The organism is Agrobacterium sp. lyk4-40-TYG-31 (assembly GCF_030209855.1).
Taxonomy (GTDB): domain Bacteria; phylum Pseudomonadota; class Alphaproteobacteria; order Rhizobiales; family Rhizobiaceae; genus Agrobacterium; species Agrobacterium vaccinii.
Window position 1 is genome coordinate 340027 of record NZ_JARVRE010000005.1, and the last position, 25606, is coordinate 365632.

At 57.1% G+C, this 25606-nt stretch carries 24 protein-coding genes and 1 tRNA gene; 12 read left to right on the forward strand and 13 right to left on the reverse strand.

Going from position 1 to position 25606, the window contains the following annotated elements; all coding sequences use genetic code 11:
• Positions 1 to 3: 3 nt before the first annotated feature.
• Positions 4 to 1008 (reverse strand): asparaginase, encoded by a 1005-nt coding sequence (locus QRN55_RS12065; protein ID WP_284776873.1) that lies wholly within the window; start codon positions 1006 to 1008, stop codon positions 4 to 6.
• A 73-nt stretch (positions 1009 to 1081) separates the two neighbouring features.
• Between QRN55_RS12065 and QRN55_RS12070 the strand changes: the two genes are divergently transcribed.
• Positions 1082 to 1861, forward strand: a complete 780-nt coding sequence (locus QRN55_RS12070) for a DUF3750 domain-containing protein (RefSeq protein WP_284776874.1) — start codon at positions 1082 to 1084, stop codon at positions 1859 to 1861.
• A gap of 12 nt (positions 1862 to 1873) precedes the next feature.
• On the opposite strand, the gene QRN55_RS12075 is transcribed toward QRN55_RS12070, so the two are convergent.
• Complete coding sequence (locus QRN55_RS12075; protein ID WP_284776875.1) at positions 1874 to 3217, reverse strand: chloride channel protein; 1344 nt, start codon at positions 3215 to 3217, stop codon at positions 1874 to 1876.
• A gap of 150 nt (positions 3218 to 3367) precedes the next feature.
• Between QRN55_RS12075 and QRN55_RS12080 the strand changes: the two genes are divergently transcribed.
• On the forward strand, positions 3368 to 3652 hold the full coding sequence (locus QRN55_RS12080) for a YlcI/YnfO family protein (protein WP_284776876.1): 285 nt from the start codon (positions 3368 to 3370) through the stop codon (positions 3650 to 3652).
• Positions 3649 to 3948 carry a type II toxin-antitoxin system RelE/ParE family toxin gene (locus tag QRN55_RS12085; RefSeq protein ID WP_284776877.1) on the forward strand — a complete coding sequence of 100 codons (300 nt, stop codon included), beginning with the start codon at positions 3649 to 3651 and terminating at the stop codon, positions 3946 to 3948. The genes QRN55_RS12080 and QRN55_RS12085 overlap by 4 nt, the downstream gene beginning before the upstream one ends.
• 3 nt (positions 3949 to 3951) lie before the next feature.
• Here QRN55_RS12085 and betA read toward each other — a convergent pair whose 3' ends face one another.
• From betA to betI, 3 genes are all read right to left on the reverse strand, one after another.
• Positions 3952 to 5604 carry a choline dehydrogenase gene (gene betA, locus QRN55_RS12090; protein WP_284776878.1) on the reverse strand — a complete coding sequence of 551 codons (1653 nt, stop codon included), beginning with the start codon at positions 5602 to 5604 and terminating at the stop codon, positions 3952 to 3954.
• A gap of 287 nt (positions 5605 to 5891) precedes the next feature.
• Entirely contained in the window at positions 5892 to 7355 is a 1464-nt protein-coding gene (betB, locus tag QRN55_RS12095) for a betaine-aldehyde dehydrogenase (protein WP_284777170.1), read from the reverse strand.
• 16 nt (positions 7356 to 7371) lie between these two features.
• Positions 7372 to 7998, reverse strand: a complete 627-nt coding sequence (gene betI, locus QRN55_RS12100; protein ID WP_284776879.1) for a transcriptional regulator BetI — start codon at positions 7996 to 7998, stop codon at positions 7372 to 7374.
• 463 nt (positions 7999 to 8461) lie between these two features.
• On the opposite strand from betI, the gene QRN55_RS12105 reads away from it, so the two are divergent.
• From QRN55_RS12105 to QRN55_RS12115, 3 genes are all read left to right on the forward strand, one after another.
• Entirely contained in the window at positions 8462 to 8704 is a 243-nt protein-coding gene (locus QRN55_RS12105) for a ribbon-helix-helix domain-containing protein (RefSeq protein WP_112498379.1), read from the forward strand.
• Positions 8705 to 8870: 166 nt separating this feature from the next.
• Positions 8871 to 10676, forward strand: a complete 1806-nt coding sequence (locus QRN55_RS12110; RefSeq protein ID WP_284776880.1) for a GGDEF domain-containing protein — start codon at positions 8871 to 8873, stop codon at positions 10674 to 10676.
• Between the two features lie 146 nt (positions 10677 to 10822).
• Positions 10823 to 11827: an NAD(P)H-quinone oxidoreductase gene (locus tag QRN55_RS12115; RefSeq protein WP_284776881.1), complete on the forward strand. Its 1005-nt coding sequence runs from the start codon at positions 10823 to 10825 to the stop codon at positions 11825 to 11827.
• A gap of 40 nt (positions 11828 to 11867) precedes the next feature.
• Here QRN55_RS12115 and QRN55_RS12120 read toward each other — a convergent pair whose 3' ends face one another.
• The 6 genes from QRN55_RS12120 to QRN55_RS12145 form a co-directional block, all read right to left on the reverse strand.
• Positions 11868 to 12293, reverse strand: a complete 426-nt coding sequence (locus tag QRN55_RS12120) for a hypothetical protein (RefSeq protein ID WP_284776882.1) — start codon at positions 12291 to 12293, stop codon at positions 11868 to 11870.
• Positions 12290 to 12544, reverse strand: coding sequence for a hypothetical protein (locus QRN55_RS12125; protein WP_112498377.1), 255 nt, complete (start codon positions 12542 to 12544; stop codon positions 12290 to 12292). The genes QRN55_RS12120 and QRN55_RS12125 overlap by 4 nt, the downstream gene beginning before the upstream one ends.
• Before the next feature lie 333 nt (positions 12545 to 12877).
• Positions 12878 to 13915 (reverse strand): sulfate/molybdate ABC transporter ATP-binding protein, encoded by a 1038-nt coding sequence (locus QRN55_RS12130; protein ID WP_284776883.1) that lies wholly within the window; start codon positions 13913 to 13915, stop codon positions 12878 to 12880.
• 11 nt (positions 13916 to 13926) lie between these two features.
• Complete coding sequence (gene cysW / locus QRN55_RS12135; RefSeq protein ID WP_233122778.1) at positions 13927 to 14802, reverse strand: sulfate ABC transporter permease subunit CysW; 876 nt, start codon at positions 14800 to 14802, stop codon at positions 13927 to 13929.
• Complete coding sequence (gene cysT / locus QRN55_RS12140; RefSeq protein ID WP_112498374.1) at positions 14795 to 15652, reverse strand: sulfate ABC transporter permease subunit CysT; 858 nt, start codon at positions 15650 to 15652, stop codon at positions 14795 to 14797. Before cysT ends, cysW begins: the two co-directional genes overlap by 8 nt.
• 134 nt (positions 15653 to 15786) lie before the next feature.
• Positions 15787 to 16812, reverse strand: coding sequence for a sulfate ABC transporter substrate-binding protein (locus QRN55_RS12145; protein ID WP_284776884.1), 1026 nt, complete (start codon positions 16810 to 16812; stop codon positions 15787 to 15789).
• Between the two features lie 545 nt (positions 16813 to 17357).
• Between QRN55_RS12145 and QRN55_RS12150 the strand changes: the two genes are divergently transcribed.
• From QRN55_RS12150 to QRN55_RS12170, 5 genes are all read left to right on the forward strand, one after another.
• Positions 17358 to 18128 (forward strand): phosphoadenylyl-sulfate reductase, encoded by a 771-nt coding sequence (locus QRN55_RS12150; RefSeq protein WP_284776885.1) that lies wholly within the window; start codon positions 17358 to 17360, stop codon positions 18126 to 18128.
• Between the two features lie 30 nt (positions 18129 to 18158).
• Positions 18159 to 19112 carry a sulfate adenylyltransferase subunit CysD gene (cysD, locus tag QRN55_RS12155; protein ID WP_284776886.1) on the forward strand — a complete coding sequence of 318 codons (954 nt, stop codon included), beginning with the start codon at positions 18159 to 18161 and terminating at the stop codon, positions 19110 to 19112.
• Positions 19112 to 20587, forward strand: a complete 1476-nt coding sequence (gene cysN / locus QRN55_RS12160; RefSeq protein WP_284776887.1) for a sulfate adenylyltransferase subunit CysN — start codon at positions 19112 to 19114, stop codon at positions 20585 to 20587. The genes cysD and cysN overlap by 1 nt, the downstream gene beginning before the upstream one ends.
• 224 nt (positions 20588 to 20811) lie before the next feature.
• Positions 20812 to 22329 (forward strand): CDP-glycerol glycerophosphotransferase family protein, encoded by a 1518-nt coding sequence (locus QRN55_RS12165; protein WP_284776888.1) that lies wholly within the window; start codon positions 20812 to 20814, stop codon positions 22327 to 22329.
• Positions 22330 to 22428: 99 nt separating this feature from the next.
• Positions 22429 to 22824 carry an FAD synthase family protein gene (locus QRN55_RS12170; protein WP_284776889.1) on the forward strand — a complete coding sequence of 132 codons (396 nt, stop codon included), beginning with the start codon at positions 22429 to 22431 and terminating at the stop codon, positions 22822 to 22824.
• A 309-nt stretch (positions 22825 to 23133) separates the two neighbouring features.
• Here QRN55_RS12170 and QRN55_RS12175 read toward each other — a convergent pair whose 3' ends face one another.
• Complete coding sequence (locus tag QRN55_RS12175; RefSeq protein ID WP_284776890.1) at positions 23134 to 24183, reverse strand: LacI family DNA-binding transcriptional regulator; 1050 nt, start codon at positions 24181 to 24183, stop codon at positions 23134 to 23136.
• Positions 24184 to 24500: 317 nt separating this feature from the next.
• Positions 24501 to 24577: transfer RNA gene (locus QRN55_RS12180), tRNA-Pro, on the reverse strand.
• Between the two features lie 237 nt (positions 24578 to 24814).
• Between QRN55_RS12180 and QRN55_RS12185 the strand changes: the two genes are divergently transcribed.
• Positions 24815 to 25225: a cupredoxin domain-containing protein gene (locus QRN55_RS12185; protein ID WP_112498366.1), complete on the forward strand. Its 411-nt coding sequence runs from the start codon at positions 24815 to 24817 to the stop codon at positions 25223 to 25225.
• The last annotated feature ends 381 nt before the right edge of the window (positions 25226 to 25606 follow it).

Here is a 25606-nt window from a genome sequence, read left to right on the forward strand (position 1 = left end):
CGCTTAAGCCACGGCTTCCGTCACCCTGATATCGCCGACATGGATGCCGTTCCAGTTTTTCATGGAACGGTTTGCCATGGCCAGAAGTGTTTGGCGCTCCGAGCTATCCTTGTCGAAGTGTCGCGCCAGCAGCGCTGCAATCATCGCTTCGGCAGCACGTGTGGTGCCATCTTCGCACTTCACCGCCATGGCGATGCCCTGTTGCGGCAAAGCTGCGACGAACACGCCTTCCGCTCCAGTCTTGGCGAAAATCTGGCCAGGTGCGAGTTCCATCAGCCGCGTGCAGGTGCGGCCCGTGCCGGCCACATAAAACGGCTCCGCCATGCAGGCGTCGATCAGACGGCGGGAGGCTTTGGCGCGGCCTGCATCCAACCCCTGCCCCGTCGCCATTCTGGCAAAGCCATGGGCCAGTCCCTTTAGCGGCACCGCATAGGTCGGGATGGAGCAGCCATCGACACCGCAATTGTCATGACCCAGCATGGCACCGGTGAGGCTTTCCATCGTCGCGCGTATCTCGACTTGGAGGGGATGGTCGTAACCGACATAGCCCTTCGTCTCCATGCCTGAATGGACGCAGGTGCAGACGAAGCCGGAATGTTTGCCGGAGCAATTGTTGTGAAGCGCCGTGGGCTTATCCATCGTGCGGGCCTGATGGATGATCGTCTTCTGGTCGGAAGACCAGTGCGCGCCGCATTCCAGTGTGTCGACGTCCCTGCCCGCCTTTGCCAGCATGGCGGCAGCAAGCTGCGCATTGGCGTCTTCACCCGAATGTGAGGCGCAGGCGAAGGCCAGTTCACGGTTGCCAAAACCATAGGCATCCGCAGCCCCGCTTTCGATGAGTGGCAGCGCCTGCATCGCCTTGCAGGCGGAGCGCGGAAACACACCACCTTCCACATCGCCAGCGGAAAACACGACGGAGCCGTCACCATCCACCACCACGGCCATGCCGCGATGGCGGCTTTCGACGAGATTTCCTCTGGTGACTTCGACGGTAACGGGGTTGTGCATGGGTCCGGCCTCAAAAAATACGAAATTGAGATTGTTCTATCCAACTTCTCTTATTGATGCACGAGGCCCATCGTTGAAAGTTGCCAAACGTTTGCTGCTTGCCATTCTCATCATCTATCTCTTGCCCGCACTGGCCTCGGCTGGCCTGTGGGCCATGAAGGAACATCCGACCGGCTATCGCAATGCGCGCTGGTCCTCCGCCGGTATTTTGCCGCAGGCACCCGCCGACAAGCCCGCCGCCATCTACGTCTATTCCGCCATGACCGGAGGCTTCAAAGGCTCGATCGCCAGCCACGCCTGGATCGTGATGAAGCCGCAGGGCGCGGACAGCTACGAGCGCTATGACAAGGTCGGTTGGGGCAACCCCATTCGCCGCAACGCCTATGCTCCTGATGCCTATTGGTACTCCAACATGCCGCGACTGGTGGTGGAACTGCATGGCGAAGAGGCCGAAAAGCTGATCCCGAAAGTGCAGCAGGCCATTGCCGACTATCCCTATGGCAAGGCGGGCGGATATCATATTTATCCCGGCCCCAACTCCAACACCTTCGTCGCCCACGTGCTGCGCAGCGTGCCGGAACTCGGCGTTGTTCTGCCGCCGGATGCCGTGGGTCGCGATTACCTGCCCAATGGCGAGTTCATGCACGTCGCCGACGACTGGAAGGATGTAAGCCTTTCGCTTGGCGGTTTCTTCGGTATCTCGGCAGGTGCCAGAAGCGGCTTCGAAGTCAACTTCTTAGGCCTCGTTGCGGGCATCGACGTGATGAACCCCGGCATCAAAATTCCCGGGCTCGGTTATTTCGGCGTCAACTCTTTCGAGCCTGCCCCCGAGAGACCGCCGACCAGCGCCTGACGCCAGTACTCGTCAATGGTCCGGCGCATGCTCCGCGCGCCGTGAGCGAATGACGTTGGCGACGAACACCCGCGCCATGCCGTGATAAAACTGTTCCGGCATAATGATGCGCGAAGCCAGATAGCCGATCATGGACGCTGCCATGATGGGGATCATGCAGCGGTGATTTCCCGTCATTTCGAGAATGATGACAAATGTCGTCATAGGTGCCTGCGTGACGCCGGAAAAATATCCAGCCATGCCGAGAATGGCACCGAGGCCAATGCTGGCGCCGATCATATCCGCAACCGTGCTGCCAAGCGCGGTGCCGACCGAGAGCGAAGGCGCGAAAAAACCGCCGGGGATGCCGGAGAGCATAGCGAGGAATGTGGCCAGCAGTTTTTCGATGAAGAAGATGGCAGGAGCAGCGTGGCCTTCAATGGCGGCGCGGGCCTGTTCGTAACCCGTACCATAGGTCGTGCCGCCCGAGACGATACCGATAATGGCGGACAGCAGGCCGCAGGTTGCGGCAACGATCAACAGGCGCTTCAGCGGCAGCACGTGGCTCCAGCGGCGAATGCGCGCCATGATTTTGACCGCTGTTGAACTGAACAGCGCACCCAGCACGCCTCCGAGAAGACCGCAAATCAACACCAGCAGCCAATCGATGGCAGAGGTCGCCATCATGGCACTCGTGCCGAAATAATTGTAGCTGCCGACGAGCCCGATCGATGACAGACCAGCGAGAATGACGGCTGTCAGCACGATGCCGTTGGTGCGGGTTTCGTAGGCTTTGCCCATCTCCTCGATAGCAAAGACGATACCGGCCAAAGGCGTGTTGAAAGCGGCGGCGATGCCCGCGGCAGAACCTGCAAGAATAAGACCTCTGGCCTGCGCCATGCCGCCCCAGCGTGCGGCCTGAAGCATGATCGAGGCTCCTACCTGTACAGTCGGGCCTTCACGACCAATCGAGGCCCCGGAAAGGAGACCCGCGACCGTGAGCACGATCTTGCCGAAGGCAAGCTTCAGCGAGAGAAGACGGGATCGATCTTCATCGTTATGAAAGTGACGCGCCGCAATGGCCTGCGGAATACCGCTGCCCTGCGCATTGGGAAAAAATGAAAAAGCAAGCCAGGTGCACAGCATGAACCCCAAGGGGCTGATCACCAAAGGCAACAGATACGTATATTGTCCGGACGAGACCGCCGCAGAAAAAAGATGCTGGGCATGGTCTGCCAAGATCGCAAACACGACGCTGATGACACCGACGGCCAGCGCACCCAGCCAGAACACGGCCCGCGGCTTCCAGATGCGCCACGATCCCCAGACGACACGAGTACGACGCAGCATTTTCAGCTTTTTGGACTTGGCAGGCATGATGATCCAGACATTTTGAGGTGGGAATTTGACACGTGTCAGGAGAGCCCCGTTATCGACCCGTCCGGCATCGATTTCAACCGCATCTTTGACAATTGGCTAGAAAAGGAGCAGGATCACGCATCGCAATTGCAATGCGGGGTATTGCCCATGAGTCGAACCTTAAAAACTGCCACGTTGCCTTCCCTACGCGTTGAGCCGGAATTTCGCGACAAGGCGGAAAGCGTTTTAAACGAAGGCGAGACGCTCTCCGCTTTCATGGAAGCAGCGGTTCGCAAGCAGGTGGAAATTCGCAAATCGCAGGCGGAGTTTATTGCGCGAGGGATTGCGTCATTGGAAGAATCACAACGGACAGGAATTTATTATTCAGCAGATGAAGTTCATGCGGAACTGCGGACAATGCTTGCAGCTAAAAAGGCAGAGCTTGGCCGTTGAGTTTCAATCTTCGATACACGATTTCCGCCAGAGACGACATTACGCGGCTCTATCAATTTCTTCTGGAAAAAGATTTTTCCACAGCGGAAAAAGCCATCGATAAAATCATCAATACCATAGAGAATCTCAAGGAATTTCCTTTTGCGACGCGTAAAACCATTGGCGACAACGCGCGACGCCGAGAACTTTTGATACCTTTTGGCTCGGCAGGCTATATTGCCCTTATCGAAATCGAGGACGCAGAGACCGTCACCATCCTCGCAATCCGCCACCAGCGCGAAGATGATTACCACTGACCTCTATCGGTCGCTCACTGCTGCACGTGGGTTGACCCACGGTTCCTGATTGGAGCGCGGAAGCGGCTGTCTGCCCAGAATATGATCCGCCGCCTTCTCGCCCGTCATGATCGAAGGGCCGTTGAGGTTGCCGTAGGTCACATGCGGGAAGATCGAGCTGTCGGCGACGCGTAAGGCCTCCACGCCGATCACACGGCATTCGGGATCGACCACCGCCATCGGGTCATCTCGGTCGCCCATTCGGCACGTGCCGCAGGGGTGGTAGGCGCTTTCCAGATGCTCGCGCAGGAAAGCGTCGATGGCGTCGTCCGACTGCACGCCCTCGCCCGGCTGGATTTCCGGACCGCGATAGTCATCGAATGCCTTCTGGCTGAAGATATCGCGCGTCAGGCGAACGCAATGGCGGAATTTTTCCCAGTCTTCGGCGTGGCTCATATAGTTGAAGCGGATGACCGGATCGTCCTTCGGATCGGACGAGCGCAGCGTGACATTGCCGCGCGATTTCGACAGGTTGAAGCCGACATGGACTTGAAAACCATGGCTTTTCGCCGCCGCCTTGCCATCATAGGAAATGGCGACGGGCAGGAAATGGAACTGGATATCCGGCTGCTTCAGACCGGGTTCAGACCGCAGGAAGGCGCAGGCCTCGAACTGGTTGGAGGCACCCAGACCGCCCTTCGTCACCAGCCATTGCGCACCGGCGACACCCTGCCAGAACCATGGCAGCCATGAATACAGCGACACCGGCTTGGTGGAGACCTGCTGGAAATAGAACTCCATGTGGTCCTGAAGATTGGCACCTACCCCGGGACGGTCGACCTTCACCTCGATGCCCATATCCTGCAAATGCTGGGCAGGGCCGATGCCAGAGAGCATCAGCAGCTTGGGAGAATTGAAGGATGAGGCCGCGACGATGACCTCGCGGGTGGCGCGCACGGTTTCCACTCTGCCCCGACGTTCGATCTCGACGCCTGTGGCGCGACCGTTTTCGATAACGATCTTGCGCGCAAAACCCTGCACCAGCGTCACGTTTCCGCGTTTCAAGGCGGGCCGCAGATAGGCATTGGCGGCGGACCAGCGGCGGCCATTGTGGATGGTCTGCTCCATCAGGCCGAAACCCTCCTGTTTGGAGCCGTTATAGTCATCGGTTAGTTCGAAACCGGCCTGCGAACCGGCTTTGACGAAAGCATGAAAGAGCGGGTTTTTGACCGGCCCGCGCTGCACATGAAGCGGTCCATCGGTTCCGCGCCAGCCCTCTTCGCCGCCATGGCTGGTTTCCATGCGCTTGAAGTAAGGCAGCACATCCGCATAGGCCCAACCCTGCGCACCCAGCTCTTCCCAGCGGTTGAAATCCTCCGCGTGGCCGCGAACATAGACGAGACCGTTGATGGAGGATGAGCCCCCCAGCACCTTGCCGCGCGGCGCGGTGATGCGCCGGTTGTTGAGGTTCGGTTCGGGCTCCGAGTAATACCCCCAATTGTAACGCTTCATGCTCATCGGCCATGCGAGTGCTGCGGGCATCTGGATGAAGGGGCCGAAATCCGAACCGCCTGCCTCGATGACGAGGACGGAATACTTGCCGTCTTCCGAAAGGCGATAGGCCATGGCAGAGCCTGCGGAACCCGAACCGACGATAACGAAATCTGCGTTTTGCATTGTGGTTGCTCTTTGCTGTGGCCACCTCGTCCTTCGAGGCCCGTTTCACGGGCACCTCAGGATGAGGTGGAGAGACGTTGTGTTATTTCGTAAAAAACATGCGCTGCTTTCGATGCCTCAGGGACTTAGGGACTTAGGGCTGCTTCACCAGCCTTCGCCCTCTCGGTGGTCCCCGTGGTCGGAAACGCCTACTCTCATCCTCATCCTGAGGCGCCCGTGAAACGGGCCTCGAAGGACGAGGATGAGCCCCTGATCCCCTACCCCTTTTAGCGGCGGTGCCTACCCAATCAATACGGCGCCTCGACCTTACCCGTCGCCACATAAACCGTCTTCAATTCACTATAATGACTAAGCGCAGCCGCTGAATTCTCTCGCCCGAACCCTGACTGTTTCGACCCACCAAACGGCATCTCCACAGGACACAAATTATACGTGTTGATCCACAACGTCCCCGCCTCCAGCTGGTCCACCACCCGGTGAGCGCGGTTGATGTCGGCGGTGAAGACGCCGCCTGCGAGTCCGAATTCGGTGGCGTTGGCGCGGGCGATGACCTCGTCTTCGTTATCGAAATCCAGCACGCACATCACAGGCCCGAAGATTTCCTCGCGTGCGATGGTCATACCGTCCGTTACATCGGCAAACACGGTGGGCTGCACGTAAGCGCCCTCGCCCGCCACATGATTGGGAATGCCGCCGCCGGTGATGAGTGTGGCGCCCTCGGCTTTGCCCTTTTCGATGTGGGCCAACACCTTTTCCTGCTGGGCTTTGGACACCAGCGGGCCGATCTGCGTTGCCTCGTCCATCGGGTCTCCGATTACCATCGCATCGGTGCGGGATTTGAGGTTTTCGAGAAACCGCTGTTTTGCGCCGCGCTGGACGAACACGCGGGTGCCATTGGAGCAGACCTGGCCGGACGAGTAGAAATTGCCGAGCATCGCCCCGCCGACAGCACTTTCGATATCGGCATCATCGAACACGATCAGCGGCGACTTGCCGCCGAGTTCCATGGTGACGTGCTTCAGATGACCGGCAGCGGCAGCGGCCACCTTGCGACCCGTGGGAACCGAACCCGTCAGCGAGACCTTGGCGACATCGGGGTGGTTGACCAGCAGCGGGCCAGTGTCCCGGTCGCCCTGAATGACGTTGAAGAGGCCCTTGGGAAGCCCGGCTTCTATCAGAATTTCCGCGATTTTGAGTGCGCCCAGCGGCGTGTTTTCCGACGGTTTGAAGACCATGGCGTTGCCAGCCACCAGCGCCGGTGCGGCCTTCCAGCAGGCGATCTGCTGCGGGTAGTTCCACGCGCCGATGCCGACGCAGACACCGAGCGGCACGCGCTTGGTATAGGCGAAGTCACCGCCCAATGGAATGTAATCGCCGTTCAGCGCAGACGGTGCGATGCCGCCGAAGAACTCGAAGCTGTCGGCGCCGGAGGTCGGGTCAGCAACGATGGTTTCCTGAATGGGCTTGCCGGTATCCAGCGTTTCCAGTTCCGAGAGTTCGCGGTTACGCTCGCGCATAATATCCGCCGCTCTTCGCAGGATGCGCCCGCGTGCGGTGGGGCTCATCGCCGCCCACTCCTTCTGCGCCTTCTTGGCGGAAGCGATTGCGCGCTCCACGATGGCAGGTGTGGCGGCATGCAGCCTTGCCACGACTTCGCCGGTCGCGGGATAGATGCTTTCGAATACGGTGCCCGCAGTGTCTTCGACATAGTCGCCATCGATGAAATGCGAGGCTTTGGGCTGGGCTTTCAATGTCATCTAAAGGTCCTCAGAGAATGCGGATGGACGGCTTGCCTTCGCGAGAAGGAGCGTCGGAAAAGGGTTTGAGCTGGGTGTCGAAATAATTTTCGACCAGTGCGGGGGCCGCAGAAAGACCGAGCGGGGCCGCTTGAAGGCTGTGTCTGATATAGAGACCGTCGATCAGCGCTGCCGCCCCTTCGGCAATCCGCGCCGCATCATCCGGCGGGCAGAGGCGGTTGAGGCTGTCCATGATATTGGAGCGCAGGCGGCGGGTATAGGCAATCAGCAGGCGGCGCATCTCTTCAGAGCGCTGCGCCTCGACATAGAATGCAAGCCATGCGGCAACCGTTTCATTGGTAAACTGGTCGCTCTGGAACGAGACGCGGACGATGGCGCTCAGCCTGGCTCGCGGGCCGGACGCCTGCCCGAGGGCGGTAATCGCATCCCGGCGAAGCGCGCGCAGCAGGCTGCGAATGGTTTCCAGAAGAAGCTGTTGCTTGCTGCCAAAATAATGGTGCGCCAAAGCCGCCGACACACCCGCCTCGCGGGCGATATCCGACATGGTGACGTTGAGCGAACCGTTCTGGCCGATGGCTCGCAGAGCGGCATCCATCAGCGCCTTTTTGCGCAGCGGCTCCATTCCAAGTTTCGGCATAGCAGTCTCCTTTGCGCGGCAATTTATTATTGATTGACTGATCAATCAACAACAAATGCGACACGTAAATGTGTGACGTGCGTCATTCCCAGCCCTGCAAAAGGTTTTGCCGACTGCTGCGAATATGATAGGGTTGCCCCAACTGGCACAGGAAAGGTCGCAGGCATGACCGAGTGCATTCGCTTACCAAACGACAACCACCGCTCGCAGCAGAACAAAGTCTGCGAGGCGTCAGGTTACGCGGTTGCTTTTATTGCCAGCAGCCCATTTCATGAAACGAAGTTTCGTCTGGAACCTTAACCGAAGGCGGGCGTTCCTTCCCGCGCGCATGACGTATGTGCTAATATAATAACCACTTAAATCCGCTCACAAATGGCCTGGAGCGGGTGGTTAAATCGGCCAGGGACGGTGAGGCTTCGACATGATCGTTGAAGGACGAACCGCCAACATAGGGAGAGACACGATGCCAATGGTAACTGTATCCATTTCCCCAGAGCAGGCAGCCAAGATGCGTGAAGCCGTCGACAGCGGTGATTACGCTTCGGGAAGCGAAGTCGTGCGTGCCGCATTGCGTTTATGGGTCGAAACAGCGGGTCGTGATGGTGGCTCCCAACGAAGAGGTGCTTCTGGTGCCTCGTCAAACGGCGAACATCTTAATGTCGCGGAACTCTACGCCGCACACTCGCTGAAAAGACGTCACGCCTAAGCAATTGAGACGATTGCGTTAAAACTGTTTTAGCACGTCACATTGGCGTCACAAAACCTTCAAGAAAGCTTCACGAACGGGAAAGCTTTTGTTGAGGAGTTTACGGCACGCTCACCATCAAAAAGCGCCCCTACGATCAGTCGGGGTGTGGTGGTGGAGAAAAAACATGCAGTCGACGGCGATCGACCCTGATGTCATACGGCGGTTTGCCAGCGGGCAGATGGCGTCTATGGCCAAACTCGTTTTAGAAACTGCATTCCAACCCATCGTCGAAGCCACCACCGGAACCGTCTTCGGTTACGAATCGCTGATGCGCGGTTTCGACCGCATCGGCTTTTCAAACCCTCTCGAATTGCTCGATCATGTCGAAGCGGATGGCCAACTGGTTGCCGTTGAGCAAATGCTGGCAGGCCGTGCGCTGGCGAAATTCTCCACCCTGCCGGAATTTTCCTCTGCCACGCTGTTTCTCAATCTCGATGTCCGGCTCATTCCGCATGGCGATGCCATTCTGGACAAGCTGCTGGAGCATCTGGCGAAGGCCTCCATACCGCCCTCCTCCATCTGTTTCGAACTGTCAGAACGGTTCGACAATACCACCGTGCCGGAATTCAGCGCGCTGATTGCTCGCATGCGCAAGGAAGGCTTCAAACTGGCCATCGATGACTTCGGCGTGGGCCATGGTGAGATGAAGCTGCTGTGCGACTATCCCGTCGATTACCTCAAGATCGACCGCTATTTCATCGATGGTGTAGACCGCAATCCACGCAAGCGCCATCTGGTCAAGAACATCGTCAATATCGCGCATGTTCTGGGCGTTCGGGTCATTGCCGAGGGTATCGAGACCGAAGCCGAGTTTCTGGCATGCCGGGAACATGGCGTGGATCTGGTACAGGGCTGGTTCATCTCGCGCCCCACCACTTTCGTCAGCGAATTGCAGCCCTCATTCCCGCATCTCCAGCATCTGGGAGAAGTCCGTCGCAGCAGCCAGACGCTGGACGAAATTCTCATTCGCCGTCAGATCGAGCGGTTGCCGACAGTGTTTGAAAACGACACGATCGACAGCGTATTCGAACTGTTCCGTCGCAACCCCGCGCAGGCCTTCTTTCCCGTTCTCAACGCCAATGGCGAGCCGCGGGGCGTGATCAACGAGCACCATCTGAAGGAATACATCTACCAGCCCTTCGGTCGTGACCTGTTGAAGAACAAGGTCTATGAGCGGACGATTTCGCATTTCGTAGATGGTGCGCCCATCGTCGGGCTGGATGCGGATGCCGACCAGTTGATGAATGTCTTTGCCAATACCGGCGGCAGCGCCTGCGTGATTTTGACTGAAAACATGCGCTATATCGGTGTCGTCTCGGCAGCATCGCTGATCAAGGTCATCAATGAAAAGCAGCTGAAACTGGCGCAGGAGCAGAACCCGCTAACCGCACTGCCCGGCAACCGCGCCATCAGCAACTTCATCGACCATAGTTGCAGCGACAGCGATGATGACCGATTCTTCTGCTACTGCGACTTCGATAACTTCAAGCCCTTCAACGACAAATACGGCTTCCACGTCGGTGACCACTCGATCACGCTGTTTTCGGCATTGATGAAGCGCTACTTCTTCTCCGGGGACTGCTTCCTCGGCCATATCGGCGGTGATGACTTCTTCATCGGCGTGCGTGACTGGTCGAAAGAGGAGGTAACCGAAATCCTCGAGCGGTTGCTCAGCGACTTCCACGATGACGTGATCGACCTCTATTCTGACGAAGACCGTGCGGCTGGCGTCATCACTGGTCACGACCGTTTTGGCAACGAGCGGGAATTTGCCCTGCTGCGCTGTTCCATTGGCGTGGTGCAACTGCCCAAGGGCTTGATCATCGGCAACCCGGAGCGCATCAGCAGCGAGATCGCCGCCATCAAGAAGGCCGCCAAGGAGAGCGACTCCGGTCTGGTGATCCGCACTTTCGGCGTGACAACCCGATAATTTTGCGGGCGAGTCCAGGGACGGGTAAAACAGTGCACAGTCGCCCATAAATCCGCGTTTTCATCTCTCGCGGCATTACGCCTCCTTTTATTAGCCTCGCCGCTGACCTAAGTTCAGGTCATTGAAAAAATCGAGGAGGCCGCCCCATGACTTTGCCCACGACCATGCGATTTGTTGATCTGCCGAGCTTCGGCGCGCCCGAGGTAATGACCTTCGCAACGGGTCCGCTTCCCTCCCCCAAGGCAGGTGAAATTCTGGTGAAGGTCGCAGCAGCGGGTATCAACCGGCCAGACGTGGCGCAGCGGCAGGGCCATTATCCGGCCCCGAAGGATGCGAGTCCCGTTCTTGGCCTGGAGATTGCGGGCGAAGTGGCCGCATTGGGTGATGGTGTTACCGACTACAGACTTGGCGATCAGGTCTGCGGATTGGCCAACGGCGGCGGTTATGCAGAATATTGCGTCCTGCCTGCGGGCCAGGCCCTGCCCTTCCCCAAGGGTTATGACGCGGTGAAAGCGGCGGCTGTGCCGGAAACCTTCTTCACCGTCTGGGCCAATCTGTTTCAGATGGCAGGCCTGACCGAAGGCGAGAGCGTGCTGATCCACGGTGGCACCAGCGGCATCGGCACGACGGCGATCCAGCTCGCCAAGGCGTTCGGCGCGGAGGTCTACGCCACCGCCGGTTCGAAGGAAAAATGCGACGCCTGCGAAAAGCTCGGTGCAAAGCGCGCGATCAATTACCGCGACGAGGATTTCGCCGAGGTCATCAAGGCAGAAACGGGCGGCAAGGGTGTCGATGTCATTCTGGACATGATCGGCGCATCCTATTTCGAGAAGAACCTGTCCTCTCTCGCCAAGGACGGCTGTCTGTCGATCATCGCCTTTCTGGGCGGCAACATCGCCGAAAAAGTCGATCTGCGTCCCATCATGGTCAAACGCCTCACAGTCACCGGCTCCACCATGCGCCCCCGCACCGCAGACGAGAAGCGTGCTATTCGCGATGAACTGGTGGGGGAAGTCTGGCCGCTCTTGGAGGCCGGCACCATCGCGCCTGTTATTCACGATGTGATCGATTTTGATCATGTTGCGGATGGGCATAGGTTGATGGAAAGCAGCAGCCACATCGGGAAGATTGTGATGCGGGTTGCTGGATAGCTCTATGTAAACGGCGTGTGAGGTATCGTATTGCTTTGTCTTACCGTTTCGTCTGCACCACACGCCGTTGTGTCATTAAATCTACCAGCCGGTCTCGCACCTGTTCAAAAAAGTCCTTTGGCATGATGCCATAGTCAAACCGCGACGGGTTATCTGGACGGAGACGAAGATGATTTCCCGGCCAATCGAACGTGTTGAGTTCGTTGACCCGTACCCAGTTTACATCCTCGTCTAGACCTATGGCTTTGCAGATATCGGGAGGAATCATTATCGACATATCCTCCTCACCCAGTTCGGGTGGAGAGTGAGTTATGGGTACAACGGCAGCTTGTCCTTTTTTCGATGAATAAAGGACAAGCGCACAGGGCCTGTTTTTACCGCTGTCGGTCAGACCCCCGATATAGTCTGAATGCCATAGATAATTATAACGAACGACGAGACCTTGAACCGGAACAGGATAGATCACTCTGATATTTCGCCCCAGCGAGCATTTCTGATCGCCTCGATCAATTCATCGTCGGCATCCTCTATTCGGATCACCTGTCGCTCACGCTTTTTAAGCTCGTTGAAATGCTCAAGTTCTTTCGCACTAATGTAAGCGCCCACAACGCGGTCATGCGAAGTGACCTCGATAACACCAATATTGTGGACCTCATCCCTATATTTTCCGAAGCTACGGGAGAAAGCGGTTGCAGGTACCTGAAGAGCACGGACCATGAGTAGGCCTCCCCGAATGGACAACACACGTTTACGCAAAATACGTAATTTACGCTTCGTTGTAAATACGCGTGATACCAGATCAGACCCTTGCAATCCCCACGAATCGTATTACCTTCTTCTTATGTTCAACGTAGCGAAAGGAAGGTGATCCAATGTCTAGTGAGATTTCGGTCTTGGTGCGTGACAGTGGAAAGGATTTGATTTTGACGAGGCAGCCCTCGGCTTGATCCGCCTTCCAACGGGACGTTGATAAACGTTTCCAGGTCTGTAACAACGACCAAACTCATGGAAGGGCCGCCACAAGCGGCCCTTTTCCTTTGTCCGCTTTTCCTACTTTTGGAAGACTTTCCAGCGGGTTGGGCGGAAGCGGAGTTCGTTGCCGACGGCGACCGAGGCGTCGAGCGGGACTTCGATTTCCAGATGGTAGGGCTCGTGCCCGTTGTTGGCGATGTCGATTTCGGCGATGCGGGTGCCTGCGAGGCGACGGCAGGTGGTGACTTTGCCGTAGAGCGCGTCCTGCTCACCAGTCAGCACCACATCCTCAGGACGGAAGAACAGGTCTCCCTCGCCGTCATTGGCCTCTCTGATGCCAATGCTTTCCCCTTGAAACAGCACGTGACCATCGCGGATTGCCACTGGCAAGTTGGAGGACTCGCCTATGAAGGAGAAGACGAAGGGCGAGTTCGGCGTATCGTAGACATCATCCGCAGTACCGACCTGCTCAATCTTACCCTGGCTCATGACGACGACGCGATCGGCCAGTTCCAGCGCTTCTTCCTGATCATGCGTCACGAAAACAGTCGTGTGGCCGGTGCGGTCGTGAAACTCGCGCAGCCAGCGGCGAAGTTCTTTGCGCACTTTGGCATCCAGCGCGCCGAAGGGCTCATCAAGAAGCAGCACGCGCGGCTCGATGGCGACGGCACGGGCGAGCGCCACACGCTGACGCTGACCGCCGGAAAGCTGGTTGGGGTAGCGCTTCTCAAGCCCCTGAAGATGGACCATATCCAGAAGCTCCGACACGCGCTTGCGGATATCAGTCTTCGCAGGGCGGTTGGCTGACGGGCGAACCTTGAGGCCGAAACCAATATTATCGGCCACCGTCATATGGCGAAACAGAGCATAGTGCTGGAAGACGAAGCCGACATTGCGCTCCTGCACGGAACGGTGCGAGGCGTCTTCGTCACCGAAGAAAATCTGGCCATTGGTTGGCTGCTCCAGACCGGCGATGAGGCGCAGCAGCGTCGTTTTACCAGACCCCGAGGGCCCGAGCAGCGCGATCAGCTCACCGGAGCGGATGTCGAGCGATACGTCGTTCAGCGCCGGGAAGCGATCGAACTGCTTGGTGATGCCGGAAACTTTCACTTCCATGGATATGCCCTTCAATGCTTGCCGGCGGCGTTGCCCGCGCCAAAGCGTATTTCAAGAATGGTTTTGAGAACGAGGGTGACGAGTGCCAAGCCAGCAAGCAATGTCGCCACGGCAAAGGCCGCGCCGATATTGTACTCGTTGTAGAGGATTTCGACGTGTAGCGGCATGGTGTTGGTTTCGCCACGGATATGGCCTGACACCACCGAGACGGCGCCGAACTCGCCCATGGCGCGGGCATTGCACAGCAGCACGCCGTAGAGCAGGCCCCATTTGATATTGGGCAGCGTGACGAACCAGAAGGTCTGCCAGCCAGAGGCACCAAGCGAAATCGCCGCCTCCTCATCACCCGTTCCCTGATCCTGCATCAGCGGGATCAATTCACGGGCGACGAAGGGGAACGTCACGAAGATGGTGGCCAGTACGATGCCCGGCACGGCGAAGAGGATTTCGATGCCATAGCTTTTCAGGAACGGCCCCAGCACGCTGTGCGATGAAAACAGGATGACATAGACGAGACCTGAGATAACCGGCGAAATCGAAAATGGCAGATCGATCAGGGTGATCAGGAACGCCTTGCCCTTGAATTCGAATTTGGCAATGGACCATGCAGCCGCGATGCCGAAGACGAGGTTGAGCGGCACGGAGATGGCCGCCACGAGCAATGTCAGGCGAATGGCCGACAGGGCGTCCTGCTCGACAATCGCTTCCCAGAAAGAACCGATGCCCTTGCGGAATGCTTCCACAAAGACCGCGACCAGCGGCAGCACGAGAAACAGCGCGAGAAACAGAAAAGCGAGACCGATCAGCACGATGCGGGCGGGCAAGGCCTCGCTGGCGGGATCGCGGAACGGCTTGGTGGATGGAAGGCTGCGCGCATTATCAGGCATAACCGTACCTCTTGCGGCTCCAGGCCTGAATGAGATTGATGACGAAGAGCATGGCAAAGGAGATGATCAGCATGATGGTAGCAATGCCGGTGGCTGCCGCATAATTGAACTCCTCCAGCCGGATGACGATCAGAAGCGGCGCGATCTCAGAGACATAGGGAATGTTGCCGGCAATGAAGATGACCGAGCCATATTCCCCAACCCCACGCGCAAATGCCAGGGAAAAGCCTGTGAGGATGGCAGGTAGCAGGCTTGGCAGCAGAATCCGGGTTATCGTCTGGAAACGATTGGCACCCAGCGTCGCTGCAACCTCTTCCACCTGACGGTCGATTTCTTCCATGACCGGCTGCACCGTGCGCACCACGAAGGGCAGCCCGATGAAGATCAGCGCAATGACGATGCCCGTGGGCGTGAACGCGATCTTGATGCCGAAGGGCTCGAACAGGGCACCCACCCAGCCGCGATTGGAATAGAGCGCGGTCAGCGCAATACCGGCGACGGCTGTCGGCAGCGCGAACGGCAAATCCACGATGGCATCCACGAAGCGGCGACCGGGAAAGCGGTAACGCACCAATACCCAGGCGATCAGCACGCCAAAGATGGCGTTGACAAACGCGGCTAGAAACGCGGTGGTGAACGAGATGCGCAGCGCATTCAGCGTACGGCTATCGGTGGCAATCGCGAAAAAATCTGCGAAACCGAGTTTTGCGGTGGACCAGACCAGACCGGCCAACGGAATAAGGATGATCAGAAAAAGATAGGTGATGGTGTAACCCAGCGTCAGGCCAAATCCAGGCAAGACGCTCGACTGACGCCACTTCCACTTAGCGGGCGATGGGGTATTGCTCATCAAGGCTCCGGGTAAATTGAAAGGCGGCAGCGACCGTCTTTCTATGCGCCATCGACCGGCTTGCGGCCGGTCGATCTTGTCTCCGATCCGAACAGGAAGCTGAGGCGACCTGTTCGGTGTGCTCCATCATCCGCTTACTTGGCGGGCTTGTAAATCTGGTCGAAGATGCCGCCATCGCCAAAATGTTCAGGCTGCGCCTTGGCCCAACCGCCGAACTGCGGATCGTCGATGGTGACGAGCTTGATGTCGGGCAGCTGCTTGAGGAGATCCTTGGAAACGACGGAAGGATTCGATGGGCGATAGAAGTGCTTGGCAGCGATATTCTGGCCTTCGTCCGAATAGAGGTACTGAAGGTAAGCCTCGGCGGTCTTGCGGGTGCCCTTGGCATCGACATTGGCGTCCACGACGGCGACCGGCGGTTCTGCCAGGATGGAAATCGGCGGAACGATGATATCGAAGGCGTCCGTGCCGAATTCTTCACCGGCCAGATAGGCCTCGTTTTCCCAGGCCAGCAGCACGTCACCGATCTGGCGCTGTGCAAAGGTGACAGTGGAGCCGCGAGCACCCGTATCCAGCACTGGAGCGCGCTTGTAGAGTTCACCGACATAGGCCTTGATCTTGTCCTGATCGCCCTTGTACTCCTCGTTGGCCCATGCCCAGGCCGCGAGGTAATTCCAGCGCGCACCGCCCGATGTCTTTGGGTTTGGCGTCACGATCTGGATATCGCCCTTCACGAGATCACCCCAGTTGTGGATGCCCTTCGGGTTGCCCTTGCGGACCAGAAACACGATTGTGGATGTGTAGGGAGATGAATTGTGCGGAAGACGTGTGCGCCAGTCTTCCTTGATCTTGCCGCTGTTCTTGACGATGGCGTCGATATCGCTTTGAAGGGCCAGTGTCACGACGTCTGCTTCCAGACCATCGATCACCGAACGGGCCTGCTTGCCCGAGCCGCCGTGGGATTGCTGGATGGTGACATCCTCGCCCGTATCGGCTTTCCATTTTTTCGCGAAGGCTTCGTTGAAGTCCTTGTAGAGTTCGCGCGTCGGGTCGTAGGACACATTGAGAAGTTTCGTCTGCGCCGAGGCCGTTGCGACTGCACCCAGAGTAAATGACAGGCTCAGCGCAATTGCGCTCAGGCTGGAAAGAAATTTGGACATTGATACCCTCCTAGATGCTCTGGGCCTAAGACTACTTGTTCAGCCCCGCTGGTCAATCAGGTGCAATTCAATCGCAAAAGTGTTTCCCTTGGCCTTGCCTGCACGACAACAAACACGCCGCCCCGCCCGCAAAACACGCAATAAGACATGGGCCAAACCCATGACCTACGCAAAACCAGTTCGCATTTTCACCACAATTGACACCGTGAAAACCAAAATTTTATCGCGACCGGAATGTTTTTCTGCGGTTAGGGGCCTCCTCCCGGCACGGGCACTCTGCTCAAACGCGCCACTGGTCATAACCGCCAGCAGTATAGTCTATAAAAATTACAGAAAATATCGCGAATAGGACTTGCATTTTGCTGGCAAAACGATTTTATGCAGCGGCATAATTGCGGATTACTGTGCCTTTGGGAGGCTTTTGCGCATATTCAGCGTGAGCGAGAGATATTTGCTCCACTCGGGCAGACACAAGCATAGCCATTCCTGTCAAAAGCTGCGGATTTCGGGGATATTTCGAACAGTAAAGTTCGGAACCCAGTGGAATGACTCTCAACACCCCGCCGCATGATATTTCCAGCCACGATGTTGCATCTTTGGATGAGACGCTTGCCAAGCTCGATCTGGCCGGACGTCTGAGTTTCATTGCAGGTCTGGGTGGTCGCGCCGTGTTTACCACAAGCCTCGGCATCGAAGATCAGGTCATCACAGCCGCTATCGGCACACACCGTTTGCCGGTTGAGGTCTCCACGCTGGAGACGGGGCGGCTTTTTGCCGAGACTGTCGAATTGATCGGCGAGACCGAAGAGCGTTACGATATCGCGATCAAGCGTTTCACCCCCGCTCAGGACGATATAGACGCGTTTGCCGCAAAATACGGCCTCAACGGCTTTTACGACAGCGTCGAGGCCCGTCATGCCTGCTGTCATGTGCGCAAACTGGTGCCACTCGCAAAGGCACTGGAAGGCGCAAGTTTCTGGATCACGGGTCTTCGCCGTGGCCAGTCCGGCAACCGGGCGACGACGCCCTTTGCCGAGTTCGATTCCGAGCGCAATCTGATCAAGGTCAATCCTCTCGCGGATTGGGATATCGATGTGATCAAGGCGCATGTTCTTGCGGAAAACATTCCCGTCAATCCTCTCCACGCCCGCGGGTATCCCTCCATCGGCTGCGAGCCGTGTACCCGTGCCATCAAGCCCGGCGAGCCAGAACGCGCCGGTCGATGGTGGTGGGAAAATGACGAGAAGCGCGAATGCGGCCTGCACGTGGCCGAGGCGACCCAAGCCTCCCCTGTTACAACCGCCTCACAAAGATAGTTGAAAATCAGTAGATTGCCGGAGTTTAAAATGTCCAACGCAGTTCCGGAAACGGAAGGCAGCAATGTCAGCAGCCCCAAACAGCCGCTTGATCCACATCTGAAAGCCCTTGAAAACGAAGCCATCCATATCTTCCGCGAAGTCGCTGCGGAATTCGACAATCCCGTGATGCTCTATTCCATCGGCAAGGATTCGTCCGTGCTGTTGCACCTGGCGCGCAAGGCGTTCTTCCCGGGCGGTATCCCCTTCCCGCTTCTGCATGTCAACACCGGCTGGAAGTTCAAGGAGATGATCGAGTTCCGTGACAATATCGTCAAGGAATACGATCTCGACCTCATCTCCTACACCAACCCGCGTGGCGCGAGCGAAAACGTGACGCCGTTTACCCACGGCTCGGCGCTCTATACCGATATCATGAAGACTGAAGCGCTGCGGCAGGCACTGGACGCTGGCAAGTACGATGCCGCCTTTGGTGGTGCACGCCGTGATGAGGAAGCCAGCCGCGCCAAGGAGCGCATCTATTCCTTCCGCACGCCCGACCATAAATGGGACCCGCGCAACCAGCGCCCGGAACTGTGGAACATCTACAACGGCATGGTGCGTCAGGGTGAAAGCGTGCGCGCCTTCCCGATGTCCAACTGGACCGAGGTCGATGTCTGGCGCTACATTCAGGCGGAAAACATTCCACTCGTGCCGCTCTATTACGCCGCGGAGCGCCCTTACGTCGAGCGCGACGGCATGATGATCCTGGCCGAAGACGAGCGTCTAGAGCTACTGCCCGGTGAAGAAATCCAGCACGGCATGATCCGCTTCCGTACACTCGGCTGCTTCCCGCTCACGGGTGCGATCAACTCTGAGGCGACGACGCTGGACGAGGTGATTTCCGAGCTTGAGATCGCCACCGTTTCCGAACGACAGGGCCGCGCCATCGACCGCGACCAGTCCGGCTCCATGGAAAAGAAAAAGCGCGAGGGCTATTTCTGATGACCCAGAATGCAAACGCACAATCCGCCACCATTCTGCCTTTCGTCGAGCCCGCCAAAGCCGTGCGCGATACCCGCCCTTTGCGCCTCATCACCTGCGGCAGCGTCGATGACGGCAAATCCACGCTGATCGGCCGCCTGCTGTGGGACACCAAGGCGGTCAAGGAAGATCAGGCCGCCACGCTTCACCGCGACAGCGGCAAGCAGAACGATCTCGGCCTGCCCGATTTCGCGCTGCTGCTGGATGGTCTTCAGGCAGAGCGCGAACAGGGCATCACCATCGATGTCGCCTATCGCTATTTCGCCACCGACAAGCGCGCCTTCATCGTTGCCGACACGCCCGGCCATGAGCAGTACACCCGCAACATGGCCACCGGCGCATCGACTGCCGATCTCGCCGTTCTGCTGGTCGACGCCCGCACCGGCATTCTCGAACAGACCCGCCGCCATGCGACGATTGCTGCGCTGATGGGCATTCGCCAGTTCGTTCTGGCCGTCAACAAGATCGACCTGACCGATTACGACAAGGCCGGTTTCGAGCTGATCGCCCATGATTTCAGAGAATTTGCGCTTTCGCTCGGTATCAAGCAGATCACGTCGATCCCCATGTCGGCACTGAAGGGCGAGAACGTCGTTCTCTCCGGCAAGCCTTCCATGCCGTGGTATGAAGGCCCGACACTGGCCGAAACGCTGGAGCTGGCAACTGCTCGCTCCACGCAGACCGGTGGCTTCCGCCTCCCCGTACAGCGCGTGTCGCGTCCCGGCGAAAGCTTCCGTGGATATCAGGGCACGGTGGCCGGTGGCGCTGTGAAGCCAGGTGATTCCGTCGTCATCCTGCCATCGGGCATGGTGGCCAACGTCAAACAGATCGTCACCTTCGATCTCGTCCGCAACGCGGCGGTTTCTGGCGATGCCATAACGCTGGTTCTCGACCGGCAGGTGGACGTCTCGCGTGGTGACATGATCGTGTCTATTGAAGCGCAGCCGCAGACCGGTCACGCCTTCGATGCGCAGATCGTGGCGCTCCAGCCCGGCGGCATAGAACCCGGCAAACGCTACTGGCTGAAAAGCGGCAGCCGCCGCCAGCGCGTCAGCGTGCAACCGGTCACGCAGTTGGACCTGAAAAACGGTCAGTGGCTGGCCCACACCGACACGCTGGCCATGAACGCCATCGGCAAGGTCCGCCTTTCCTTCGATGAAACGGCGATTTTCGACCCTTACGAACAGAACCGCTCCACCGGCTCGTTCATACTGATCGACCCCGACACCAACAACACGGTCGCAGGCGGGATGATCCTCGGCAAACGCAGCGAAACGGGCAAGATCGCCCAGGGCGAACGCGTTCTCCTTTCGCTTCCGGCCGATCTGGCCGAAGCCATCCTCGCCAGCGAGCTGCTCTCCAGCCGCCGCGACGAAATCGACATCCGCCGCACCAGTGCGGTAACCGCCGCTCGCGTTCTGGACGAACTCGACTGAGGTCCGGGCAGAAACAACCGAAAAAGGCGCTGGTGAAACCCGGCGCCTTTTTTGTTTGGGGGTCTTTAACCCAAGGTTTGCATCCAGACGTCAACATCGGCAGCTGCCGCGCAAGCCCCACTACAGTTCAGCAATGTATGTCCGCAGTTAATTTATTCTCTGTGTAAACCCGTGCACGCACCAATCTGACAGCCGGAATTCGCAGTAAACTCGGAACAGGTTCTATGGACGCCTCAATCTCTGTGCAATTGACTGACCGACTTGACTCTGTTGCCGCGAAAATCGACGAAATGAGCATGAGGCTGGATGCCTTGATGCAAAACAATGAAACTCATGGCGAAATCCAAATTGAAGTCGTGAAGTTGCTGCAACACATGCAGCAGACGCAGTTGGAACTGGACGGCAAAGTCGACGAGTTATCCAACGCCGTAACGACCGCTGCTGACGGAAGTATTCGTAGCGACCTATCGAAAATCGGCCTCGCAGTCGTGCATGATAGCAGGCAGAAAACACTCGATATCGCGTCTCTAAAGCAAAGCGCGAATCTGACCCTGCGCGAGCAGACGCGCGGAGTTTTTCCGATCCGAACCGTATTCCTCATCCAGTCCATACCCATGTGGGATGCACTTTCAGATGTTTATGATGCCATGGTTGCCGATGATCGGTTCGATCCGATCATCATCTCCATCCATGTCGGCACTCTGGGGCGCAACATTTACGAGGGTGAAGATAAGGTGAGTAGCGCCTTTTCAGAACAGGGCATTCCCCACCTTCGCTTTAATATGGACGATTCCTATGCCGCGCTGGATATTCTCAAAGCATTGAGACCCGCCGTCATATTCCGCCAACAGCAGTGGGATATGGGTGTTCAGCCTGCATTCCGCACACACGAACTGACCTTCAGCCGCCTTTGCCTTGTTCCCTATGCGCTCAATCTGGCGGCATCTTTGGGTGATCCTGTGGTTACCGATGTTTCGGCCTTTGGCTTTGATCAAACCTATCACCGAGCGGCTTGGCGTGTTTTTTGCGAAACACCGATCACTCAAAATTATTTTCGTTCATTCGCCCACTCTGACCCAGAGAAATTTGTTCTGAGCGGCTATCCGAAATTTGATCGCCTGCTCAGCGAAAGCGAAACGCCGTCCTGGCCGATTTCTCATCCAGACCGCCGGAACTTCAGAATTATCTGGGCTCCGCACTATTCGGTTGGAAAGGGTGGAGGCCTCGGGTTCGGGGTATTTGATCGCATATGGGAATCGATGCTGTCTTGGGCGAGACAGAGCCCGGATATCGACTTCGTCATGAAGCCGCACCCGGCTCTTTTCGGAGCTATGCTGACTCCCGAGGCGCAGACGGTCATCAGGAAGGCATGGACGGATTTACCGAACTGTGCGTTTTCAGAGGAACAATATGGCTCCCTTTTTGCGGCGTCTGACCTTATGATATCAGACGGCCTTTCCTTCCTTGCGGAATATCCTCTCTTCAACAAGCCATTGATCTTCTTCGATTCTGGCAACCATGTTGAGTTCAATGATCTCGGTAAGCTGGCAGAAGCGGCCTCTCGACGGGTCACGACGTTTGATCAGCTGAAACAGGCCGCAATCGAATACAAAGACGGAAAAGCCTGGGAGTTCGAGCAAGAGCGAAAAACACTTCAGGACAACATTCTCCCCAATCGTGGGAAAGCATCTGCCGCTATTCTTGAGGCAATCGCCGAGGGGATTAAAGAGGGCGCTCGCTGAAGCCGCACATCTTATTTTGCGTCTGGTTTTCGAACGGCGCGATCATAGCGAATTGACGAAAGATACGCTCGGTAACGGTATTTTTGATGAGGTACTGAAATGAAGAAAATTATCACTTTTGGCACGTTCGACGTCTTGCACATCGGCCATATCCGAATTCTTCAAAGAGCGCGGGCATTGGGCGATTATCTTGTTGTAGGCGTTTCGACCGACGCCCTCAATTACTCAAAAAAGCAAAAAAGCCCGATTTACAATGAAAATGAACGGCTTGAAATTATCAGCGCTATTATTGGTGTGGATGAAGTATTTCTGGAGCACTCACTCGAATTGAAAGAACAATACGTTACAGAGCATGCTGCCGATGTTTTGGTGATGGGTGACGACTGGGCTGGACGGTTTGATTACCTAAGTCACATATGTGAAGTCGTATATTTGCCTCGGACAGATGGCGTATCAACCACGTCTACCCTTGAGGAAATTCGTCGTTACGCATGACGCCTCTGTCGTTGATTGATGCTTCTAGGGAAGGCATGCACAGGACAGAGATTTTGCGCTGAAGCAAACACAAAAACGGCAAAGCTGAGCTAATTTAAGCTCAGCTTTGCCAGTTTACGCTGAAATCAAAATACAAACATCCAGAGCAGAACGACCACCACCAGCGGCACACCCATTGCCCACAAAACCATTCCTTTTAGCATAATATTCTCCTTTTCACATGTGTATCTAACGCGATATCCCGGCGAATAGTTCCGTGGAGGAATGACCTTGCGCGTATGAGAATATGCAAAAGTATGGAGTTAGCGGTTAGGCCAATGCTGCGGCGCGGGTGCGCCGTGTCGTTTCGCGCACCACGAGTTCGAAGCCAAGGTCCCAGGTGCGTTCGTGGACAACGCCGCCTTCGCCCAGCGTAATCACGATATCTGCAGCCTTATAGCCGATGTCGAAGCGGGGAACGCGGACGGTCGTCAGCGGTGGCTCGGTCGAGACGGCATATTCCAGATCGTTGAAGCCGCAAATGCCGAAATCTTCGGGCACCCGTATACCCAGACGCTGGCACTCGAAGATGACGCCCAGAGCAAGGTCGTCGCTGTGGCACACTACGCCATCGACATCGGGATGCGCTTCGATGAAGCGGCGGATCATTCGGGAGCCGAGATGAATGCTGGGCGGGGCATCCTGCCAGATGATCAGCTTCTCATCGAACAGACCGGCCTGTTGCATGACCTCGCAATAACCGGATTGGCGCAAACGAATTCTGATGTCGTGGCCGCAGCCCAGCATGGCGATGCGCCGGTACCCTTGCGACAACATGTGCCGCGTCGCGACCATGGCCGCCTGCTTGTGATTGATACCGACGGCGATACCATCCATCTTGAGCGAGGCATCGATGGTCTGCACCACGGGACAGCCCGCTTCCTGCGCCATGGTGTTCAGGTTCTCAAGCCGTTCCGTGCCCGCTACGATGACGCCCGCGGGGCTGTGCGCAGCAAACGCCCGCAACTGCCGCACCTCTTCTTCCGGGTCATAATGGCTGTTGGAATACTGAATTCGATAATCCGTTCCCCTGATGCGCGCCTCGATGCCATTGAGCACGGCGCTGACGGCGGGGTGGGAGAGCGACGGCAGGAGGACACCGATGAAATTGCTGGTACCTCTGGCCAAGGCCCTGGCATGCAGATCGGGAACATAGCCCATCTTGTCCACCGCACCGAGAATCTGGTCGCGCAAGGTCTCCGATACCTTCTCAGGCTCGCGCAATGCGCGTGACACCGTGATTGCGCTGACGCCGATTTCGCGGGCCACGTCCTGCAAGGTAACTTTGATCGCGGTTTTCCGTTTACGACGGTGGGACATCCATGAACCTTGGCTTGTGGGCGTGGGCGAGGACTAAACTAAAACGTTGCAGCACGGAATATTTGTCAAGAAAGCCGATATTTTCAAATACAGTGGTTTCTTATATACGTCACCGTCCATCCGCGACACGTCAACAGATTTGGCGAAAAAAGCGGCGGAAACGCACCTTAGCCCAAAAATAGTCTCGATAACAATCGTCTCGCGGCTAAAACCTGCACGTGAATACGCACTGTTCCAGACTGGAATTGACGAAGATCAAGAAGGCAGGAGGAAAGGCTTAGCTGCACCGTGCGGCGAATGTCGGAAATAGACAATTCTGGTCGGAGTGAGAGGATTCGAACCTCCGACCCCGTCGTCCCGAACGACGTGCGCTACCAGACTGCGCTACACTCCGCGACCATCAGCGCTGCTATAAACCAGCCCATTATCTTCGACAAGCGTGCCATGTGTAATTTTTGTGACGGCTATTGAGCCCCGGTTCGAGCCCTCTCGCGCGGGTCAAAAACGTTACAAAAAAGCAATTGTGGCGAAAAATATTCGATTGCGTGTCCGCCGCCCCTGCCGCGTCGCCACAAATCTGCTAGGGGACATCATCTCCCATTTCTGGATACGGCATAAAAAGGAAATCTCAATGCGTTTTCGTAGCGTGACATTGGCAGGGTTGGCAATGGCCCTGTCCGCCTGCACCACAACAGGCCCTTCGCTCTCGCCCAAAAGTGCGGTCGAAACGCGTTGGGTTGGCCAGTCGGCTGGCGTCTTCTTTGCCAAGTTCGGCCCGCCGCTGAGCGATGTCGACACCGGCTCCACGACGACATTCAACTGGCGCGGCGGTTACAAGACTGCGAAAATTCCGGCCAAGTTCGAAGAAGGCAAGGACGGCAAACGCGGTCGCCAGACGGCCTCTGCCCGCACGTCCTACCTCTCCTGCACCGTGCAGATCGTCGTCGATAGCGACTACAAAATCCGCTCTATCCGTACGGTTTCGGATCGTCCCGGCGTCAACGGCCCAAGCTACTGCGCCGAGTTCCTCGCAGCCGATTAAGACCTGCCGAATATCGACCCATGAGCCCGCCCGGACCATCCGAGGCGGGCTTTTTTTTGATCTGACGTTTGTTTGCTCACACCACCGCGCATAGCTCAAATTGACGGCGCACATCAGATATGCGCACAGCGCATTCCTGCTTATTCAACCGATTAGTATTTGCTATAGCTGATGAGTTTCAAAGGCGCATCATGCTGCTTTACAGCCGCTATGACGCGGAAAAATAAGGCAAAATGTCGCAGCTTGATCTTTGATGCGCTATGTTTCGCGGCTTTTCTGCGACTGCCTTGTGGCGGGTCTCCGTACCAAATACGGCACCTGCCCCTTCCGGCCACGAGTTGTCTTACAGACTTTTGTGCGTTATTGCGCCGCACAAATTGA

What these genes read in the sequence shown, in the direction of transcription:
- QRN55_RS12110 (WP_284776880.1), top strand. Translation starts at nt 8,871, where the DNA reads ATGCAGTCGACGGCGATCGACCCTGATGTCATACGGCGGTTTGCCAGC.
- betI (WP_284776879.1), bottom strand. Translation starts at nt 7,998, where the DNA reads ATGCCGAAACTTGGAATGGAGCCGCTGCGCAAAAAGGCGCTGATGGAT.
- QRN55_RS12130 (WP_284776883.1), bottom strand. Translation starts at nt 13,915, where the DNA reads ATGGAAGTGAAAGTTTCCGGCATCACCAAGCAGTTCGATCGCTTCCCG.
- QRN55_RS12115 (WP_284776881.1), top strand. Translation starts at nt 10,823, where the DNA reads ATGACTTTGCCCACGACCATGCGATTTGTTGATCTGCCGAGCTTCGGC.
- QRN55_RS12170 (WP_284776889.1), top strand. Translation starts at nt 22,429, where the DNA reads ATGAAGAAAATTATCACTTTTGGCACGTTCGACGTCTTGCACATCGGC.
- cysN (WP_284776887.1), top strand. Translation starts at nt 19,112, where the DNA reads ATGACCCAGAATGCAAACGCACAATCCGCCACCATTCTGCCTTTCGTC.
- cysW (WP_233122778.1), bottom strand. Translation starts at nt 14,802, where the DNA reads ATGCCTGATAATGCGCGCAGCCTTCCATCCACCAAGCCGTTCCGCGAT.
- betA (WP_284776878.1), bottom strand. Translation starts at nt 5,604, where the DNA reads ATGCAAAACGCAGATTTCGTTATCGTCGGTTCGGGTTCCGCAGGCTCT.
- QRN55_RS12080 (WP_284776876.1), top strand. Translation starts at nt 3,368, where the DNA reads ATGAGTCGAACCTTAAAAACTGCCACGTTGCCTTCCCTACGCGTTGAG.
- QRN55_RS12075 (WP_284776875.1), bottom strand. Translation starts at nt 3,217, where the DNA reads ATGCCTGCCAAGTCCAAAAAGCTGAAAATGCTGCGTCGTACTCGTGTC.
- QRN55_RS12150 (WP_284776885.1), top strand. Translation starts at nt 17,358, where the DNA reads ATGACTCTCAACACCCCGCCGCATGATATTTCCAGCCACGATGTTGCA.
- QRN55_RS12145 (WP_284776884.1), bottom strand. Translation starts at nt 16,812, where the DNA reads ATGTCCAAATTTCTTTCCAGCCTGAGCGCAATTGCGCTGAGCCTGTCA.
- QRN55_RS12125 (WP_112498377.1), bottom strand. Translation starts at nt 12,544, where the DNA reads ATGGTCCGTGCTCTTCAGGTACCTGCAACCGCTTTCTCCCGTAGCTTC.
- QRN55_RS12185 (WP_112498366.1), top strand. Translation starts at nt 24,815, where the DNA reads ATGCGTTTTCGTAGCGTGACATTGGCAGGGTTGGCAATGGCCCTGTCC.
- QRN55_RS12175 (WP_284776890.1), bottom strand. Translation starts at nt 24,183, where the DNA reads ATGTCCCACCGTCGTAAACGGAAAACCGCGATCAAAGTTACCTTGCAG.
- cysD (WP_284776886.1), top strand. Translation starts at nt 18,159, where the DNA reads ATGTCCAACGCAGTTCCGGAAACGGAAGGCAGCAATGTCAGCAGCCCC.
- cysT (WP_112498374.1), bottom strand. Translation starts at nt 15,652, where the DNA reads ATGAGCAATACCCCATCGCCCGCTAAGTGGAAGTGGCGTCAGTCGAGC.
- QRN55_RS12165 (WP_284776888.1), top strand. Translation starts at nt 20,812, where the DNA reads ATGGACGCCTCAATCTCTGTGCAATTGACTGACCGACTTGACTCTGTT.
- QRN55_RS12065 (WP_284776873.1), bottom strand. Translation starts at nt 1,008, where the DNA reads ATGCACAACCCCGTTACCGTCGAAGTCACCAGAGGAAATCTCGTCGAA.
- QRN55_RS12105 (WP_112498379.1), top strand. Translation starts at nt 8,462, where the DNA reads ATGCCAATGGTAACTGTATCCATTTCCCCAGAGCAGGCAGCCAAGATG.